At 56.2% G+C, this 16,756-nt stretch carries 19 protein-coding genes and 2 pseudogenes; 4 read left to right on the forward strand and 17 right to left on the reverse strand.

What is annotated here, in order from left to right; all coding sequences use genetic code 11:
• Positions 1-35 precede the first annotated feature (35 nt).
• The 8 genes and pseudogenes from JD108_RS16465 to JD108_RS16500 all read right to left on the reverse strand — a co-directional run bounded on the left by JD108_RS16465 (position 36) and on the right by JD108_RS16500 (position 4,666).
• Positions 36-1,304, reverse strand: a complete 1,269-nt coding sequence (locus JD108_RS16465; protein WP_198827081.1) for a cation:dicarboxylate symporter family transporter — start codon at positions 1,302-1,304, stop codon at positions 36-38.
• Positions 1,305-1,479: 175 nt separating this feature from the next.
• A complete protein-coding gene (gene arcC / locus JD108_RS16470; protein WP_228728177.1) occupies positions 1,480-2,421 on the reverse strand; it encodes a carbamate kinase in 942 nt (313 codons plus the stop codon).
• Positions 2,336-3,238: an oxamate carbamoyltransferase subunit AllH family protein gene (locus JD108_RS16475; RefSeq protein WP_198827083.1), complete on the reverse strand. Its 903-nt coding sequence runs from the start codon at positions 3,236-3,238 to the stop codon at positions 2,336-2,338. The genes arcC and JD108_RS16475 overlap by 86 nt, the downstream gene beginning before the upstream one ends.
• A gap of 92 nt (positions 3,239-3,330) precedes the next feature.
• A pseudogene (locus JD108_RS16480) lies at positions 3,331-3,510 on the reverse strand (DUF1116 domain-containing protein); the annotation flags it as partial.
• A gap of 4 nt (positions 3,511-3,514) precedes the next feature.
• Positions 3,515-3,793, reverse strand: a complete 279-nt coding sequence (locus tag JD108_RS16485; RefSeq protein WP_198827084.1) for an MFS transporter — start codon at positions 3,791-3,793, stop codon at positions 3,515-3,517.
• A 19-nt stretch (positions 3,794-3,812) separates the two neighbouring features.
• Positions 3,813-4,106 (reverse strand): PDC sensor domain-containing protein, encoded by a 294-nt coding sequence (locus JD108_RS16490; protein WP_198827085.1) that lies wholly within the window; start codon positions 4,104-4,106, stop codon positions 3,813-3,815.
• Positions 4,107-4,184: 78 nt separating this feature from the next.
• Positions 4,185-4,514: a PDC sensor domain-containing protein gene (locus tag JD108_RS16495; protein WP_198827086.1), complete on the reverse strand. Its 330-nt coding sequence runs from the start codon at positions 4,512-4,514 to the stop codon at positions 4,185-4,187.
• Positions 4,466-4,666 carry a hypothetical protein gene (locus JD108_RS16500; RefSeq protein WP_198827087.1) on the reverse strand — a complete coding sequence of 67 codons (201 nt, stop codon included), beginning with the start codon at positions 4,664-4,666 and terminating at the stop codon, positions 4,466-4,468. The genes JD108_RS16495 and JD108_RS16500 overlap by 49 nt, the downstream gene beginning before the upstream one ends.
• 181 nt (positions 4,667-4,847) lie before the next feature.
• On the opposite strand from JD108_RS16500, the gene JD108_RS16505 reads away from it, so the two are divergent.
• Positions 4,848-5,633 (forward strand): YheC/YheD family protein, encoded by a 786-nt coding sequence (locus JD108_RS16505; protein ID WP_198827088.1) that lies wholly within the window; start codon positions 4,848-4,850, stop codon positions 5,631-5,633.
• A gap of 20 nt (positions 5,634-5,653) precedes the next feature.
• Here the strand turns inward: JD108_RS16505 and mscL are convergent, their stop codons facing one another.
• From mscL to JD108_RS16520, 3 genes are read right to left on the reverse strand one after another with little or no spacing between them, the layout of a single operon-like run.
• The gene (gene mscL, locus JD108_RS16510) at positions 5,654-6,109 is read right to left on the reverse strand and encodes a large conductance mechanosensitive channel protein MscL (RefSeq protein WP_198827089.1); all 456 of its coding nucleotides are present in this window, start codon (positions 6,107-6,109) and stop codon (positions 5,654-5,656) included.
• A 48-nt stretch (positions 6,110-6,157) separates the two neighbouring features.
• The gene (locus JD108_RS16515; protein ID WP_198827090.1) at positions 6,158-7,084 is read right to left on the reverse strand and encodes a nucleoside hydrolase; all 927 of its coding nucleotides are present in this window, start codon (positions 7,082-7,084) and stop codon (positions 6,158-6,160) included.
• Positions 7,081-7,896 carry a nucleoside hydrolase gene (locus tag JD108_RS16520; RefSeq protein ID WP_198827091.1) on the reverse strand — a complete coding sequence of 272 codons (816 nt, stop codon included), beginning with the start codon at positions 7,894-7,896 and terminating at the stop codon, positions 7,081-7,083. The genes JD108_RS16515 and JD108_RS16520 overlap by 4 nt, the downstream gene beginning before the upstream one ends.
• Before the next feature lie 216 nt (positions 7,897-8,112).
• Here JD108_RS16520 and JD108_RS16525 point away from each other — a divergent pair, with 216 nt between their 5' ends.
• A complete protein-coding gene (locus JD108_RS16525; protein WP_198827092.1) occupies positions 8,113-8,472 on the forward strand; it encodes a hypothetical protein in 360 nt (119 codons plus the stop codon).
• 407 nt (positions 8,473-8,879) lie between these two features.
• On the opposite strand, the pseudogene JD108_RS22850 reads toward JD108_RS16525, so the two are convergent.
• The 5 genes and pseudogenes from JD108_RS22850 to JD108_RS16550 all read right to left on the reverse strand — a co-directional run bounded on the left by JD108_RS22850 (position 8,880) and on the right by JD108_RS16550 (position 14,541).
• Positions 8,880-10,627 (reverse strand): annotated as a pseudogene (locus tag JD108_RS22850) (ATP-dependent helicase C-terminal domain-containing protein).
• On the reverse strand, positions 10,624-12,978 hold the full coding sequence (gene helD, locus JD108_RS16535) for an RNA polymerase recycling motor HelD (protein ID WP_198827093.1): 2,355 nt from the start codon (positions 12,976-12,978) through the stop codon (positions 10,624-10,626). Before helD ends, JD108_RS22850 begins: the two are co-directional and overlap by 4 nt.
• A gap of 269 nt (positions 12,979-13,247) precedes the next feature.
• Positions 13,248-13,664, reverse strand: a complete 417-nt coding sequence (locus tag JD108_RS16540) for an NUDIX hydrolase (RefSeq protein ID WP_198827094.1) — start codon at positions 13,662-13,664, stop codon at positions 13,248-13,250.
• Between the two features lie 16 nt (positions 13,665-13,680).
• Positions 13,681-14,292 (reverse strand): RtcB family protein, encoded by a 612-nt coding sequence (locus JD108_RS16545; RefSeq protein WP_198827095.1) that lies wholly within the window; start codon positions 14,290-14,292, stop codon positions 13,681-13,683.
• Positions 14,293-14,325: 33 nt separating this feature from the next.
• Positions 14,326-14,541, reverse strand: coding sequence for a histidine phosphatase family protein (locus tag JD108_RS16550; protein WP_198827096.1), 216 nt, complete (start codon positions 14,539-14,541; stop codon positions 14,326-14,328).
• 89 nt (positions 14,542-14,630) lie between these two features.
• Between JD108_RS16550 and JD108_RS16555 the strand changes: the two genes are divergently transcribed.
• On the forward strand, positions 14,631-15,557 hold the full coding sequence (locus JD108_RS16555) for a TIGR01777 family oxidoreductase (RefSeq protein WP_198827097.1): 927 nt from the start codon (positions 14,631-14,633) through the stop codon (positions 15,555-15,557).
• A 23-nt stretch (positions 15,558-15,580) separates the two neighbouring features.
• Here the strand turns inward: JD108_RS16555 and JD108_RS16560 are convergent, their stop codons facing one another.
• The gene (locus JD108_RS16560) at positions 15,581-16,093 is read right to left on the reverse strand and encodes a hypothetical protein (protein ID WP_198827098.1); all 513 of its coding nucleotides are present in this window, start codon (positions 16,091-16,093) and stop codon (positions 15,581-15,583) included.
• A 205-nt stretch (positions 16,094-16,298) separates the two neighbouring features.
• Here JD108_RS16560 and JD108_RS22415 point away from each other — a divergent pair, with 205 nt between their 5' ends.
• Positions 16,299-16,715 carry a DUF2243 domain-containing protein gene (locus JD108_RS22415; RefSeq protein ID WP_228728178.1) on the forward strand — a complete coding sequence of 139 codons (417 nt, stop codon included), beginning with the start codon at positions 16,299-16,301 and terminating at the stop codon, positions 16,713-16,715.
• Positions 16,716-16,756: the final 41 nt, after the last annotated feature.

Here is a 16,756-nt window from a genome sequence, read left to right on the forward strand (position 1 = left end):
GCCTACGGAAATCCGGCGAAGGACCTGTTTGATTGCTACGCAGCGCGCGTGGTTGTCTCATGGATAAAGGCTTGGGCTTTCTTCTGGTCAAACTGTCCTTCCCAGCGCGAGATGACGACGGCCGCCAGCGAATTCCCGATCACATTGACCACGGTCCGGGCCATATCCAGCAAGCGGTCGATTCCCGCGATGAAAGCGAGACCCTCTACAGGAATGCCGACCGATCCCAGCGTAGCCAGCAGCACCACAAAGGAAACGCCCGGCACGCCGGCAATCCCTTTGGATGTGACCATCAAGACCAGCATCAGCGTAATCTGCGCGCTGACCGGCATATGAATGCCGTACATTTGCGCAATGAACAGAGCGGCCAGCGCCTGATACAGCGTAGAGCCATCCAGGTTAAACGAGTAGCCTGTCGGAATCACAAAGGACGTAATGGCTTTGGGACAGCCCAGACGCTCCATTTTCTCCATAATCTTCGGCAGAACGGTCTCCGAGCTGGCCGTGGAGTAGGACAACAGCAATTCGTCTTTGAGGATTTTAATCAGGGCAAAGATCGAGATTCCGCTCATGCGGGCGATCACCCCGAGCACCACCAGGACGAAGAACAGCATCGTGGCATGCACCAGGATAACCAGCTTGCCCAGCGGAATGAGCGAAGAGAGCCCGAATTTGGAGACGGTGACGCCGATGAGCGCAAATACTCCAAACGGCGCGAATTTCATGATCGTATTGACGACCCAGAACATCGTATCGGCCACGCCCTGGAAAAAGCGGAGGACGGGCTGCCCTTTTTCACCGGCAGCCGCTACGCCCAGACCGAACAGGACGGAGAAGAAGATGATCGCCAGCATGTCTCCCTTGACGATCGCTTCAAACACGTTTTTCGGCACGATGTTCACGAATGTATCAATGAAGCCGTGACTCTGCGTGGTTTCTGCCGTCTCCACGTACTGGTGGATGTCGGTTTTGCTGAGCTGCGCCATATCGACACCGACGCCGGGATGGAACAGATTGGCAGCAAACAGGCCGACGATAATGGCGATTGTGGTGATGATCTCAAAATAAAGAATCGTTTTCCCGCCAATTTTGCCCAGCTTCTTCACGTCGCCCACGCCGGCGACCCCGACGATCAAGGTAGAAATCACGATGGGAACGACGATCATTTTAATAAGCCGAATAAAAATATCGCCAATCGGCTGCAGGTAGGTAGAGACAGCCGGATTCCCGTAAAAAAGAGCTCCGACCAGAATACCCAGGCAGAGACCGATGACAATTTGAATGGCTAATCCAAAACGCTTCATGCTGACACCTCGCTGTCTCGTATGTCGTATATTGTCGAATATAACGTTCATTCATATAGTAGCAGACAACGGTTTTTCTGCTCAATGTAAAGCGTTTCCTGTTTACACTTTTCGTTCTATAGACCTAAAAAAAGAAAGGCAGGTTAAACCCACCCTTCTTTTTCGAATTCGAACCTTATTTACTGATGCGGGTACCGCTTTTTCCTTCGAGCGCCAGATCGGCTTTGTTCAGTGCGCAAATGATCGAGGTGCCGCCTTGCTGGGCAAATTTTTGAGCGGCCTCAATCTTGGGGCCCATGCTTCCCGCGCTGAATTGGCCTTCGGCGATGTAGCCTTCCAGCTCTTCCAGCGAGACGTGGGTCAGCGCTTTTTGATTTTCTTTGCCGTAGTTGACGTACACATTCTCTACATCTGTCAGGATGACGAAGATGTCCGCTTTGATTTGTTCCGCCAGCTTGCAGCCGCTGCGGTCCTTGTCGATGACAGCCTCGACGCCCTCGTAGGTGCCGTCTTCTTTCTTCACGACCGGGATTCCGCCGCCCCCGCAGGAGATGACGATGTGGCCGGCATCGATCAGATCGACGATGGACTCCGATTCCACGATGTTCAGCGGTGCCGGGGAGGGAACCACACGGCGCCAGCCGCGGCCGGCATCCTCCGCCACTACCCAGTTTTTCTCTTCACTCAGTTTTTTCGCTTCTTCCTCGCTGTAGAAGACGCCGATCGGCTTGTCCGGGTTGGAGAAGGCTGGGTCGTTCTTTGCTACTTCTGTACGGGTGACGATGCTGACCACATTCTTTTTCAGGCCCAGCTTGGTCAACTCGTTGTACAGCGCCTGCTGCATCATGTAAGCGATGAAGCCCTGGCTCTCCGCGCTGCATACATCGAGCGGCATCGGCGGAACAACATGGCTCGCTTCTTCGTTTTGCCGCAGAATGGTTCCCACTTGCGGACCGTTTCCGTGCGTAACGACGAGATTGTATCCATTCTTCACCAGTTTGGCGAGAAACTCGCAGCTGGTTTTTACGTTTTCATACTGATTTTGGAAGGTTGCTTCCTGTTTCGGCTGCAGAATCGCGTTGCCCCCGAGTGCAACCAATACGGTTTGTTTCCCCAATTCTTTCATCCCCTGTCGATAAACTTATCCATAATAAAAGGCCTGTTGCCGTATCTGTCCCTGATGTGTGTCCGATTTCGAGCAGTTCTCTCAGGGCCCGAGAAAGCGTCGTCCCCTCTCCCGCAAATACCTCATGTGCCAGGTTGCGCAGCCGGGAACCGAAACGGTCCTCTGTCGCATGCAGCAGGTATTCCAGACTGACATCCGTCGTCAGCCGTCTTCCCTCCGCTTGCAAAAGGGAGCGCAGGACATCCGTAAAAGCGTCCGGCTTCGTCCCCGTGACGACCGCCCCGATCAGACAGCCGAGGAGCAGATCATCGCCGCTCGGCGTAAGCCCCTGCCCCCGCCCGATCACCTTGCGCAGCACCTTTTCGATCAGGTGGGGATCGCTGGACGGCCATGCTGCTTTCAGTTCGGCTGCCAGGGAGCAAAATTCCCCGGGCTCCTGCTGCAGTCCAAAGAGGCAGAGGGCTGCGTCTTCGGCAGATACGCCAAATCCCGTGATGCTCCCCTCCGCAGCCAAGACCTCGATCAGTGCGGCGGCATTTCGTCTGATCCGCTCACGGCAGATAGAGTGAGAGCGGGGCACCGAGGAAAACGGCACCCCGCTCGTGAGAGAAATGGCCAAGCCTGCCTGGAAGGATAATACTTGTTTATCCCTCTCCCAGTCAACTCTTTCTCCCAGGGTGATCCTATCGAGAACAGTCTCCATCTGCTGATCGCCGAGCAAGATCCCATAGGGAAGCTCGCCGTGCCGGGATATTCCCACGTGCACCAGCCGATTCCCAAATTGCAGGTTGGCGCTGGTCGCAAACACGCTGTGGACCCTGCCCGAAACAGGGCAGGACCGCAGGATGTCTGTCAGTACATTGCTATACGCGTGTGCGTATATCATCCGAATCGTCCGTCTTACTCAACGGAAACGCCGTATTTTTCAGCCAGAGCGACGAGCGCCTTTTCAAAGCAAGCGAGCGGCGCGCGAACCGTACCTGCCCCTACTTGACCAATACCGGCCTCTTTGTGGGCAATCCCGGTGTTGATGAGCGGCGTGATGCCGGTTTCGACAACTTTGCGGATGTCGATTCCCACGGAACTATCCTTCTTTCGGGGCATTGTCTGCCACGATCGAAACGAGAATTGGGTCCAGTGCCAGCTTTCCGGTCAAACCGTAGAAAATCAAAGACAGGATCAATACGGTGTAGTTTTGCACGTATACCGTCAGAACGATCGACGGAATGGCGCAAGGGATGAGCAGCAGGGCGAGCCCTTTGCGTTTGCCCAGCTTGTCGGAGATGCGGCTGATGATCAGCGCTCCCGGGATGGACGCCCAAGCGACGAGAGAAGAAATGAATCCGATTTCACTACCCTGCATGCCGCGTTAAGTGACAACGTCAGCGTCGAGGAAGAGCGCGCTGTGAAGGAGCTGGCGCTCTGATCGAGACGACCCAGCCCAGCTCGGGAATCGTCGTATAGGTGGTAAATTCCGAACGTTTGAAAACGGGCGAGTAGTAGGTGCCTGCTCCAAACAGTTCAGCATAGGCCACCCGGTACACCGGATCGTCGCTGAGATCGCGCATGCTGTTGCGGATCACTTCGTCCGGGTGGTAGACCGCCCGGCCCGTGTCGTCCAGCACGGCGGTATAGGTGTCTTTGCTGTAATCGTACTTGGTGACCAGCATCTCCACCCTGGCTCAAATCCAAGGCCCCCAGTACGTACCCGTCAAAATCGCGGTTCTGGTCAAAGATCGGCACGGCGATGGTAATCAGCGGCCGAAACGTCCCGCTCTTCCAAGAAAAACAGAGGAAATCACAGTTTTTTGCTGCGTCGATACTTTCTTGTAGTAATCGCGGTCGCTGAAATCAAGCCCGATCAGCGACTGGCCGATGTCATTGGTCTCCGGGTAAAAAGCAATCGTGTGCCCCTCTTTATTGGCGACATAGAGATTGACGAAGCCATTCCAATTCTCCCGGACGGCCCGCAAAATTTGCACGAGATTTTTCGTATCCCGGTTGTTCGTCGAGCTGAGCGAAGCAGCCAGCGTCTCTACGGTGTTTTGATGCTGAAACACATACGTCTGGATCGCATCCGCCAACTGGCCCACCCGAAGTTCCTGTGATTTTCCGTATCTCTCATCACGCTGACCAGCTGCATCACCTGGATGACGCCCATGACCAGAATCGGGACCAGGGCAATCACAGCAAAGGCAAAGGTAAGATGGTAGCGCAAACGTAGTTGATTTTTCATTGTTGTCCTACCATATGAAAGACGTATCCATTTTTACTATCATTATAGCAAATCTGTCTAGACTAATTTTTCCCAAATATAGGCTGCTGGCGGGAATTGAATCGTTTCGGAAAGGAGGAAAGTTTCGGTGCCAAATGTATATGCTGTCAGGAGAACGGACGAAAGAATGGAGGGTTTTTGCTTGATACCTTCTTCCAAATGGAGTCTCCATCGCTTTTTTGCAAAGCATCCGGTCATTCGGAAGTACCTGCCTCCTACCGCCTTGTACCAGGAATCGCTGCTGGACGCCTACCTGCGCCAGTACGACACCGTCTATATCAAGCCATGCTCGACGCATATGGGAAAAGGGATTATGAAGGTGTGGAAGCAAGAAGGCGGGTATGCACTCGTCAAAGAGCGGGGGCAAACAGTCTTCGCCCCCTCGCTGGAAGCGTTAAAGGAGCGGATTGGGCAAAGCGCTGGGGAGAGCAAGCACATCATCCAAAAGGGCATCCCCCTCTCGGAAGTGAACGGAAGGCCGTATGACATCCGGGTCATGATGATGCGAAACGGCGCAGGTAAATGGCAGTACGCCGGCATGCTGGCCAAGGTGGCAGGAGCGGACAGCGTCATCACCAATGTGGCTCGCGGCGGCGGCTACGTCACCACAGTTCGCCACGCGCTGCAGCAATCCCGGGCAGTCCCGCCGGAGAATGTCAAAAAGCTCATCCGGGAGCTGATCGATCTGAGCTATCAAGTCTGCACCCACTTCAATAAATACAAGCACTCGTCCCAGATCGGGATCGACTGGGCTGTCGACAAGCAGGGAAATCTGGCCCTGATCGAAGTCAATTTCGACTTCCCTTCGCACGGCCTTTTTGCCAAGCTGTCCGACAAGACCTACTATCGGACCATCAAGCGTCTCCGGTCCCAATATCTCGCGCTGCGCGCTCGCCGCAGACGCAAGAAACCGGCCTCCTCCCGGTAGTGGAAAAGGCCGGTTTCATATCACATCTTGGCGGCAGCCACCTGATCTTCGCTCAATAGCGACGTGCATGCGGGGCAGCGGGTTGCCTTCAGCGGAATGGACGATACGCAGTGCGGACATTCTTTGGTCGTCTTCTTGGGCACTTCTTTTTTCCGGAAGCGATTCATCTGTTTGACGACAAAGAAGATGGCGAAAGCCACGATCAGAAAATCGATGATCGAATTGATAAAGAGGCCGTAATTGATCGTAACCGCTCCCGCTTCTTTTGCCTCCGCCAGCGTAGCGTAGTCCTTGTCCCCCAAGTTGATGAACAGATTGGAAAAGTCCACCTTTCCGAGCAGCAGGCCGACGGACGGCATGATAATATCATTGACCATCGAAGTCACGATTTTGCCGAACGCCGCGCCAATGACCACCCCGACAGCCAAATCGATGACATTTCCTTTTAAGGCAAACTCTTTAAACTCTTTGAGCATCGTTTCTCCCTCTCCTTCATGACAAGATCCGCAGAGATTTCCGCTGCCTTAGAAAACGCGCTGGAGAAAATGCGCCAGAAATTTGGCGTGATCCACCTCGAGACAGACGTCGGCATTGGGGGGAAATTCCGGCTGGCTGCGGCGATCCGCAATGGTGCGGGCATCGGACAGTCCCCCCGAGGTGTCTACCGCAATATACATCGGAGAGGTACGGACAAACGAAGGATCGATCGCGACCCCCACGGCGAGCGGATCGTGCAGGCCGCAGCCCCGTACATTGCCCACTTTGGCGTAAGCGTCCATGTAAAACTGGCACATCTCCGCAAAGCTGCGGCTCACATCCGTCCCCAGCTCGCGCCAAGTCTCCAGATGCTCCCGGGTAAGCAGCGTCTGCATCGTCACATCCAGTCCCACGACCGTGATCGGGATTCCCGACCGGAAGACGAGATCGGCGGCTTCCGGGTCCGCGCAAATATTGGCCTCGGCCACAGGCGTCCGATTGCCGGGGACCGTGACCGCCCCTCCCATTATGATGACTCGCTTAACCAGCTTGGTCATCTCCGGTTCGGCCATGATCGCCGTCGCCAGGTTGGTCAGGCTGCCTACCGTGATGATCGTCACTTCCCCGGGATGCAATCTGGCTTGCTCAATCATGTAGACAGATGCCTTTTCTCTTCGCGCAGCCGTGCGAGGCGGGGGCAATTGGATGTTGCCCAGCCCATTTTCTCCGTGAAACAGCTTGGCCTTCTCCTTCAGCTCGCGAAACAGCGGGCGGCTCGCTCCCGGGAAGACCGGAATCTGGCTGGCCCCCAAAAGCTCGAGAATTTGCAGCGTATTTCTGGTCGCTTCCTCGACCGTGATATTGCCGAACGTCGTCGTCACGCCCAATATCTCCAGCTCCGGGGAATGGACAGCATAGGAGAGGGCCAGAGCGTCATCGATGCCGGTATCTACATCTATCAATACTTTTTTCATCTCGCATCCTCCCTGTCAGCGTCGGCCGCACGCCGCAAGATTTGCTCCACATCTGCCTCGAGGCAGACCTCCGCATCATGTCCGACCCGCGGAATGGCTCGTCTATCGGCCAGCAGGGCGCCGCGGGAGAGCTGACTCTGGCACTCTACCGATAGCTTCAGCCGTTCTCTTTGGACGAGCTCGGGATGCAGGGCGGCCATGACGGCAATACTCGCCTCCAGACGATCCAACTGCTCCGGAGCCAAACTGCCGGTCCGGGTCGCGTCCAGGGGGACGATCAGCAGCGGAAGATTTGCCGCCAGCACGTAAGCGGCCGCTTCCGGGTCGGCGTAGACATTGGCTTCCGCGACCATCGTCACATCGCCCGGGACACAGATGGCCCCTCCGTGAAAGACCACGCCGGCAAGCTTGCCAGGCAGTTCGGGATCGATCGCCAACGCCTTGGCCAAATCGCTCAAAGCACCGAGCACCACCACCACCAGTTCGCCCCGATGCCGGCTCGCCTGCGAGACGATCAGCTCCGCTGCTGTAAGGGGCAGAGCGACAGCCCCGTCTGTCCGCACGCCCGCTCCCACATGGCCGCTGCACTGGACAGGCGACAGCTGTGCAGCCTCGCATACGGCCAGCGGCACCTCTTGCAGAGCGGCGGCCTGCAGCAGTACTTCCGTCTGCCGAACATCCTCCGCCAGATGGGACGGTGCAAACGCAACGCCCGCCAGCTTCACGCCGGGGGATTGCAGGGCAAGACGCACGGACAGCAGCCGCTTCGAATCCACTCCGATCAAGAGCAAGGTTTTGCCAGATTTTGTCATCTCTTCACCTCATTTTCTCATGGCACTAATCCTAATCGAATCGGGAAAAGCAGTCAATTCCGTTCATGTGCGGGAGCTTGCAACTTCCTATGTATTCTTTTACACTATTTTGAAGAGAAGAAGTCTGCATGCAACTTCAGACCTATCATACGCATGCTAACATGAAGGGGGAGGGCTTCCGCCTTCATTTACATGACAAAAGAGAACAAGCACGGCATGTATTCCGATAGCAGCAGCCCACAGCAAGAATTGCTGGCTGACTTACAGCGCCAGGTGGTCGACACGCTGATCCGCCACAAGAAAAAGCCTTATTTGCCTGTTTGGGGGGAGCTTTTCTGCACACTGAGAGAGATGATGAAAATCGGCACGAAAACCAAGCAGGACATCCTGATCTATCCGATCTGGCCTGCCGGCTCTCTCTATTTCAAGCATCAGAGCGGCTTGTTTCTAATCCATATTCCCGATCCCGGCCTGACGATTTCTCTATCGACAGACCAGCTGATCGAGTCATTGATTGAGGGACGCTTTATGCCAGCGGCCCCATCGCCAGAAAAAGCCTCCCTCGTTTCGGAGTAGATGCGAAACGGCGGGAGGCTTTTCTGTGCCCGGAATGCTTCAGCTCTCATCGCTTCAAGAGAAGCTGCACCGCCGAAGGCACAAAAAAAAGCCCGGCTTTCGCCGGGAAATAGAGGGTTAGTACGTATTATTCACGTGAATAATCTCTCTCTATCATAGTTTGTTCTCTACGCAGAAACCAGCTGTATTTATAGGTAATCATACCTAGAATCTCCAATGAAAAAATAGAGCGGCTCTCCTGCACAGTTTCGAGCCGCTGCTGCAAAGTTACGAACTCCCCAAGTTCGCTTACTACAGATTGTACTATGTAATTGGCTTATCGAAAAGTGTCGTCTTTTGGATTCGCATGAAAAAATGGAAATTTCATTGAAAGTTAGGAGAAAAAGACCGGGAGATTCGCCCCTTTTTTAGAGGCGCGGACGCGTACGGTTCGTCGGCGCAGCCTGCATCGGATCGTCCGGCCAGTAATGTTTCGGATAGCGCCCCTTTAAATCTTTTTTCACCTCAAAGTACGTCGTCTTCCAAAAACTGGACAAGTCCCGTGTCACTTGCACCGGCCTCTGGGCGGGTGACAGCAGATGCAGCGTCAGCGGAACGCGCCCCCTCCAGATGCGCGGCGTATCGGTCAACCCGAACATCTCCTGCAGCCTCACCGCCAATACGGGTGCCGCCGGATCCGTGTAGTCGATCGGTATGCGCGAGCCGCTCGGCACTTCGATGTGAGAGGGCGCCTCTTTCTCCAGCTCCCTGCGCTGTTCCCAGGAAACCAGGCCGAGCAAAATCTCAGAGAGTGCCAGCCGCTGCAGGTCCGCCACGCTTTTCATGCCGCCGATATGAGGTCCCAGCCAGTCGGAGAGCGATCCCCGCAAGCTGTCATCGGAGACATCCGGCCAATGCGAGGGGTCCTGCAGGTGCAGAAACTGCAAACGCCGCTGCAACTGTCTCGCCTGCTTGCTCCACGGCAGCAGTTCCAAGCCCTCGGCGGCAATGCCGGAGAGAAGCGCCTGTACGGTCTCCTCTGTATCGAGGTCGGTTATGCTGGACTCCCGCAGGATGAGAGCGCCCAGCTTTTTGCGCAGACGGGCGCGCACGCTCTTTTGCCCGGAGTCCCAATAGACGACCCGCTCTTCTTCGATCTGATCTGCAAAGGCACGCTCCACCTCATCCAGCTCGAGCGGAGCGGCCAGATAAATTTTGCTCTCGCTCCCCTGGTCATCCAGCTCAGCCGCCGCCAGATAGGGGGCGCCGGAGATGGCCTGCGCGCTTGGGAGAACCGCACCTCTGCCATTGCTCAGGAAATAGCGGCCACTCTCCCGGCGCTGGGCGATCCGGTCGGGAAAGGCAAGGGCGATCAAGAGTCCGCACGAAGCGATCTCGCCCTGATTCGCTGCCAGGCCGTAGGCTCGACTCGCACCCGCCCGCTCTGGCTGGCGAGCCCGTCTATCCCCAACTCTTTCAGGCGGGTTTCCACTCTGCGGATTTCGCCTGCGCCTGGCAGGAAGGTCAGGATATCCCCGGATTCCTCGCGAAGCGCATGCGAAATGGCGTTCACCACTTTTTGTTCCAGGGACTCTTCCGTGCGCCGTTTGAGATAGTGAGTCTGGATGGGATAGGCGCGTCCCTCGCTCCTGACGATGGGGGCTCCGCCGAGCAGTGCCGCGACAGGCTCCGCCTCCAGCGTCGCCGACATGACCAGGAGGCGCAGATCCTCCCGCAATAGCTCGCGGGATTGCAGGCAGAAGGCCAAACCCATATCCGCCTGCAGACTGCGCTCGTGAAATTCATCGAAGATCACCATGCCGACGCCATCCAGGGCGGGGTCCGACTGCAGCATCCGGGTCAAAACCCCTTCGGTAATCACTTCGATCCGCGTGGACGGCCCTACCCGCGTATCCATTCTGACCCGGTAGCCGACCGTCTCCCCCACCTGTTCTCCCAGCGAGGCGGCCATGTAGCGCGCGGCCATTCTGGCGGCCAATCGGCGCGGCTCCAGCATCAGGATCCGGCGTCCCTCCATCCAGGGCTGATCCAGACAGGCAAGCGGCACGCGCGTCGTCTTGCCCGCACCGGGCGCCGCGATCAGCACGGCGCTGGCGTGGGTGTGAAGTCGTTCCAGCAATTCAGGCATGACGTGATCGATCGGCAATGTCTTCATCCCTGCACATCCTCATACAATTCCGCCTGGAGCGCTGCCACAAACGGAGTCATTTCGCCGCGGTAGTAAAGATGCAGCTCATGCATCGCCCGGGTGCACGCGGTGTAGAACAGCTTTCGCTCCTGTTCCCGGCCGTACTGTTCGCGCGAAGCATCGTACAGGATGACGCCGTCGAATTCGACGCCCTTGGCCAGGTAGGCGGGAATGACGTGCACGCCCTCTTCAAAGGAAACCGTCTCCGTGTCGATCAAGCGGAGGGCGACTGTCTGCCTCAGAGCCTCATAGGCTTCCCGGCTTTCCTCTGCTGTTTTGCAAATCACGGCGATGGTCCGATGGCCCTCGGACTGAAGCTCTCCGATTCTTTCGGAAATCCGCGCGATCAGATCGGCCCTATCGCGGGCCCGGGTCACGGTCGGTTTCTTGCCGTCGCGGTTAAAGGGCTCGATCTCGTCGCCGCCCGGAATCATTCCGCTCGTAAAGAGAACGATCGGTCTGGTCGAGCGATAGCTGCGCGTCAGGATAATTTTCTCGGTCTCTTCTTCTCCGTATAGGGCGGCCAGCTCTGCAAAATCATCCCCGCCGGTCGCATGGGCATAGATGGCTTGATTCAAATCGCCCAGCACAGTCAGACGGGCATGCGGAAACAGCCGTTTGAGAAAAGCAAATTGAAACGGCGAGTAATCCTGAGCCTCGTCGATAAAGACATGGCGGATCGCCGTATGAGTCTGAAAGCCCTCCACGCGTTCGCGGAGATAGAGAAAGGGAGTGGCATCCTCCCAGCGCAGTTCCATGCGACTGAGGCTCTCCAAGGTTTGCCTGCAAATCTCCGCCCACTCCGCCGGCAGCTCCTCGGATCCCATATAGCCGCGGACCCTCTCCGGGTCTTCAAAAAGCTGTCTGTACAACGCCGTGTGATCGACAAAAGCATGCCGCTTTACCCGCTTGCGCAGCGGCGCAAAATGCTCCTGAACGACCCGCAGCGCCAGCATTTCCCGCTCCCGGTCGAAATCGTTGAATGTCTCCCCGGTGAATTGCTTTTTGCTTCGCAGTTGTTGATAGACCCGCTGGTAGTCGTCGCGGTCCAATAATTCGATGGCTTCATCCACCCACGGGCGAGAGATTTCTTTTTTCGCCAGCTGTTTCAGTTCTCCCAGCAGCCATTCGGCCAGCAGCCTGATGCGGTTCGGTATGCGCAGAGAGGCATCCATCTCGTAAAAGCGTTGCGCTATCGCCTGCGCCGAGATCAGGGTCCTGCCGCGAAACTTCAGATCGCGAAAACACATGCCATGCTCGCGAAGGGATTCGAGGTAAGCGTCAATCACCCGCAGCCATGCTGTGCTTGCCTTGTAGCGGATTCCCGCCGCCCGCGCCTCATAGCCCGGCTCCTTCGCCGCGGTGTAGATATACTCCATCTGGGCAAACCGATCTTCTACCTGGAAACGATCACCCAGGCGGTGTTGCACGTATTCCTGATAGGTTGTCTGCTGCATGTTTTCTTCGCCCAGCTCGGGAAGAACCGTGGAGATATAACTGTTGAACATGGGATTGGGCGAAAACAGCACGATCTGTTCGGACTGGAGTGTTCCCCGATAGCGGTAGAGCAGGTAGGCCACCCGTTGCAGCGCCGCCGAAGTTTTGCCGCTGCCGGCTGCTCCCTGCACGATTAGAAGCCGCTTCCTTACATCGCGGATGATCCGGTTCTGCTCCTTCTGGATGGTGGCCACGATGCTCTTCATCTGACCGTCCGCCTGCTTCCCGAGCACCTGCTGCAGCAGCTCGTCACCGATCGTCACTCCGGTGTCAAACAGGGAGAGCAGCTCTCCGTCCCGAATGATGAATTGCCGCTTCAGTTCCATCGTCCCCTGAATCGTGCCGCTTGGCGTCTCGTAAGCGGCAGGTCCGGGCGAATAGTCATAGTAGAGGCTGGAGACAGGTGCGCGCCAGTCGTAGACGAGGAATTCCTCCTCTTTTTCGTCCAGAAAGGAGCCGATCCCGAGATAAATCTGTTCAGCCTCCCCCTCCCCTTCCGCGCGAAAGTCAATCCGTCCAAAATACGGTGATTTTTGCAGGCGCTTCAAGGTTTTCAGCTGGTTATGGGCATGCCTGTGCACCCGCTCCCGCTCCGAAAGCACCTCCGCCTGCTGCTTGATGCTGGCATAGGTCTCGGCCGCTTCGATGTCATCGTCGAAGTTCACCGTGACATCGTCCCAGAAATTTCGGCGGATCTGCACGATGTCGGCTTGTATGTCGCTGACATGCTGCTGCAGGTATGAGACTCTGCGGGCAATTTCGCCGACAACTCGCTCCACTCGCTCCTGTTCCGCTCGCCTGTCTTGGTCTTCGAGACTCAAATGATCCCTCTCCTTTCACCCTGCTTTTTTCTTGTTCATAAGGGGTTTGACAAAATAATCATTCTGTGATAAGATAATATTGGGATATTATTCTCGAATGATATTAAAAATGTCGTTCACCCCTCATTTTAGCACAGGCATTGTTTGAATTCAATTCAAATCGAGACTTCTCCATAAAGAGACAGCAAAGCGGAGCCGGAAAGCAAACGGCTCCGCTATTTATTTGCGCCGGATTTGTTTTCACCTGTGCCCTTCGCGGACGCTTTCGGCTAGTCGCTTCTTCCCTGCCAGACATACGCCGCTCCGGGAGCACGAATCAAGCCGGAGACTCCCTCCGGATAATAGGGCAGCAAACGGTCTGCTTCTTCTACATCGACCCACTTGACATCGAGGATGGCTGCATCCGCCGGGATGACGTCCGGCGCATGTACGATCCTGCCGTGAAAGGTGAAAAAATGAACATGCTCTCCGCGGAGGAATGCCTCGTTGACGGCGATGATCCGCGTCACCTCGACTTCATAGCCGGTCTCTTCCTTCATCTCGCGGACCGCCGCTTCCGCCAAAGTCTCCCCCTGCTCCACCCCTCCGCCGGGAAGGCTCCAGTCGCCTCTTCGGTTGTAGACGAGCAAGACCTGGTTTTTGGGCTCATCGTATAGCAGCGTATAGGCGACATCTACTCGTTTCATAACATTTTGCCTCCCATCAATCCTTATACGGATCAAATTCATCCGCTCCCGCCATGCAGACGCCGATCGGCTTCAAGACATGCAGGATCTCCAGCGTCTCCTCATGAGCCTTCAGCACTTCGGAGAGCTTTTTGTACACAAAGGGGCTCTCGTCCACCCCCGCTCCCCGCAGCACCACGCCAAACTCGCGAATGGCATGTCTCATCTGCTCCATCGAGATTTTGCCGCCGCTGCGCCGCTTTGTTTTCCAATTCATCCGGCCCGCCGCTTCTGTCCGGCTCATGATGCGCCCGGCGCCGTGAACGGTGCTGTAAAAGGCTTCTTTGTTTTCCTGCGAGTCTTTTCCCCGGACGATCACCGAATAGTCGCCCATGCTGCCGCCGATAAATCCGAGCTGACCCGGCGCGGACGGCGTCGCCCCTTTTCGGGTGTCGTAGCCGACGCCCGAAGGAGAAATCTGGCCGTCATAGACCACGACGCCCCCCACCGGCTGCGAATACCCTTTATGATGATCGGCCATCAGCAGGACTTGCACGACCTGGCCATGCTGGGCACAGGTGATTGCCTGCGAGACGGCATTCTCCAGGGGCGTTCCCCAAACTCTTACGTTTTCGATGGTTTGATACAAGTTTCTCTACTCCTTTCGCCAATCATGGCTTCTCTATCTCTCATACACATACAGCTGCCCATGGACGGGACGATGGAGCGCGGGGCCGCGGAAGCCTCTTTTGAGCAGCTCCTTTCGCATGAACATCATAAAGGCCCCATGGCCGACGATCAAGACGTTCTCCTCTCCGCTTGCGAGGATGCGATCCAGCACGGCGGCTGCCCGATTTTCACGTTTCTGTCGTCCTTTCTGCCAGAATAGCCTCTGCATTTTGGAAAGAAACCAATTTTTGGTATGATGGATGGTGATGCGCACAGTTCGTATGTCAGAATCGTATCACAGGGGAGAGGGTGGCAAGTATGAAAAAAAAGATCATTCTAGCAGGCGGCTCCGGCTTTTTGGGCGAAGCGCTGGCGTCTTTTCTGGCGGAAAAAGGGCATGAGGTGGTCATCCTGACCCGCCGTTCTTCCCGGACTGGTGAGAACCGTGCCCAGGTTCGCTCCGTGCGCTGGGATGCAGCTTCACTGGGAGAGTGGACATCTGAGCTGGAAGGCAGCGGGGCGCTGGTCAATTTTACGGGAAAAAGCGTCAACTGCATCTATACCAAAAAGAACCGGGACGAGATCATCCGCTCCCGCCTCGATTCGGTCCATGTTCTGGCCGAGGCGATCCGGTCTTGTTCCAACCCGCCCGGCGTGTTCGTACAAGCCGGCTCTCTCGCCATTTACGGCGATACGCGGCAGCTCTGCGATGAAAACGCGCCACACGGTGAAGGCTTCTCCGTCGAGGTCTGCCAGCTCTGGGAAAAGGCCTTTTTTGACGCAGAGCTGCCAAAGACGCGCAAGGTCCTCTTGCGGATCGGTTTTGCGCTGGGCAAAAACGGCGGGGCCCTGGAGCCGCTGATGAACCTCGCCAAGTACAATTTGGGAGGAACGGTCGGATCTGGCCGGCAGTATATCAGCTGGCTGCATATTGATGATTTGAATGCGATGATCATGGCCGCGATCGAGAACGAACAGCTGCAAGGCGTCTATAACGCCACGGGCCCCGCTCCCGTCACGAACAAGGAATTTATGAAAACCCTGCGCACTGTGATGAACAAAGGCTGGGCTCCGCCTGCTCCCGCTCCTCTCGTCTGGCTCGGGGCCTACCTGTTTATGAGAACAGAGCCGAGCCTCGCGCTGACCGGCCGAAACTGTGTGCCGAAACGGCTGCAAGAGGCCGGCTTTTCCTTCCGGTTCACAGATTTGGAGGAAGCGCTGCGCGATCTGATCGAAAGCCGCTGAAGCGAATGCGATTGTTTGCTTGATTACTCTTCTCTCTTCACTGTAAGCAGATTGCCGATCGAGAATCTGTCGCTGCGCGCAGCCCCATCCCGGCCTGTCCAGCTGACGGTCACATAGGAGGCTTGAAGCTTCCGGCGGATCGCCTCCTCCTCCCAATCCGTCGCATCAAAGACGACGGATTTTTCCGAGATGGCAAAAGACTCGGTGCCGATATTGTTCTGCTCAAACGCCCGTCCGGACATGACCCGGATGCGATCCCCTTCGTTTAAAAGAAGCGTCAGCTCGGGGATGTGGATCTTCCTGTCCACGGCTTTTTTGACGTGGTCGAGCCGCACTTTCACCTCCAGTTTTTTGTATGCGTCCCGCTTCTCGTCCATGGCTTTGACCTGGGCAAGCTCAGCTGATGACGGCTTGCCTAGCGTAACCTGTATGGTCACGGCCGGCTTTTCCTCGCCTCCTGCCCAGTAGAACAGCATCGCGATGACGGCCGCCCCCAATAGCATCATCCACTTTTGTCCGATCGGACTTACTTTCATCCAGCTGCTTCCCCCCTCTATTCTCTCATCTCCAGATTACAGACAAAGACGTGCGATCCCGGACATTGGTCACCATGGGATAATCCGGGAGCGATCCGGTCAAACTGAAACCGCATCGCAGACAAAGAAGGAGGACAGCCATGATTCTGAATCGTCGCAAGCGAGTTTTTCCGCAGCAGGAACATGGCCGGGGAGGGAGATCGGCTTGAACAAGACCGTGCTGGGCGCCTTTTTCTTCGGGATCGGCATGATCGGGATGCTGGATGGCATCGTCTTTCATCAGATCCTGAAGTGGCACAGCGTACATATGCACACGGACCACTTTCACCAGATCATGAGCGATGGATACTTTCATCTTCTCGTCACGGTGATCATTTTCGTCGCCGGCATTTTGCTGTGGAGAGGCGACGCGCATGAACCGTCGAGCCGTTTTTGGGGCAGCTTTCTCTTGGGAGCCGGCACCTTTCATCTGGTGGAGGGGATCATCAACCACCATCTCTTGCAAATCCATCACGTCAAGCCCGGACCGGCACAAGTCGGGTATGATTTGGCGTATGACGCTTTTGCTTTGCTGTTGATCGCGGCGGGCTGGCTCCTCTATCGGCGAAAAAGATCAGGTTAAGGCTCCCGGACGGAGCTTTTTTCATTTCGCAATCTTGCTTT

Source organism: Brevibacillus composti (genome assembly GCF_016406105.1).
In the GTDB taxonomy this organism is placed as follows: domain Bacteria; phylum Bacillota; class Bacilli; order Brevibacillales; family Brevibacillaceae; genus Brevibacillus; species Brevibacillus composti.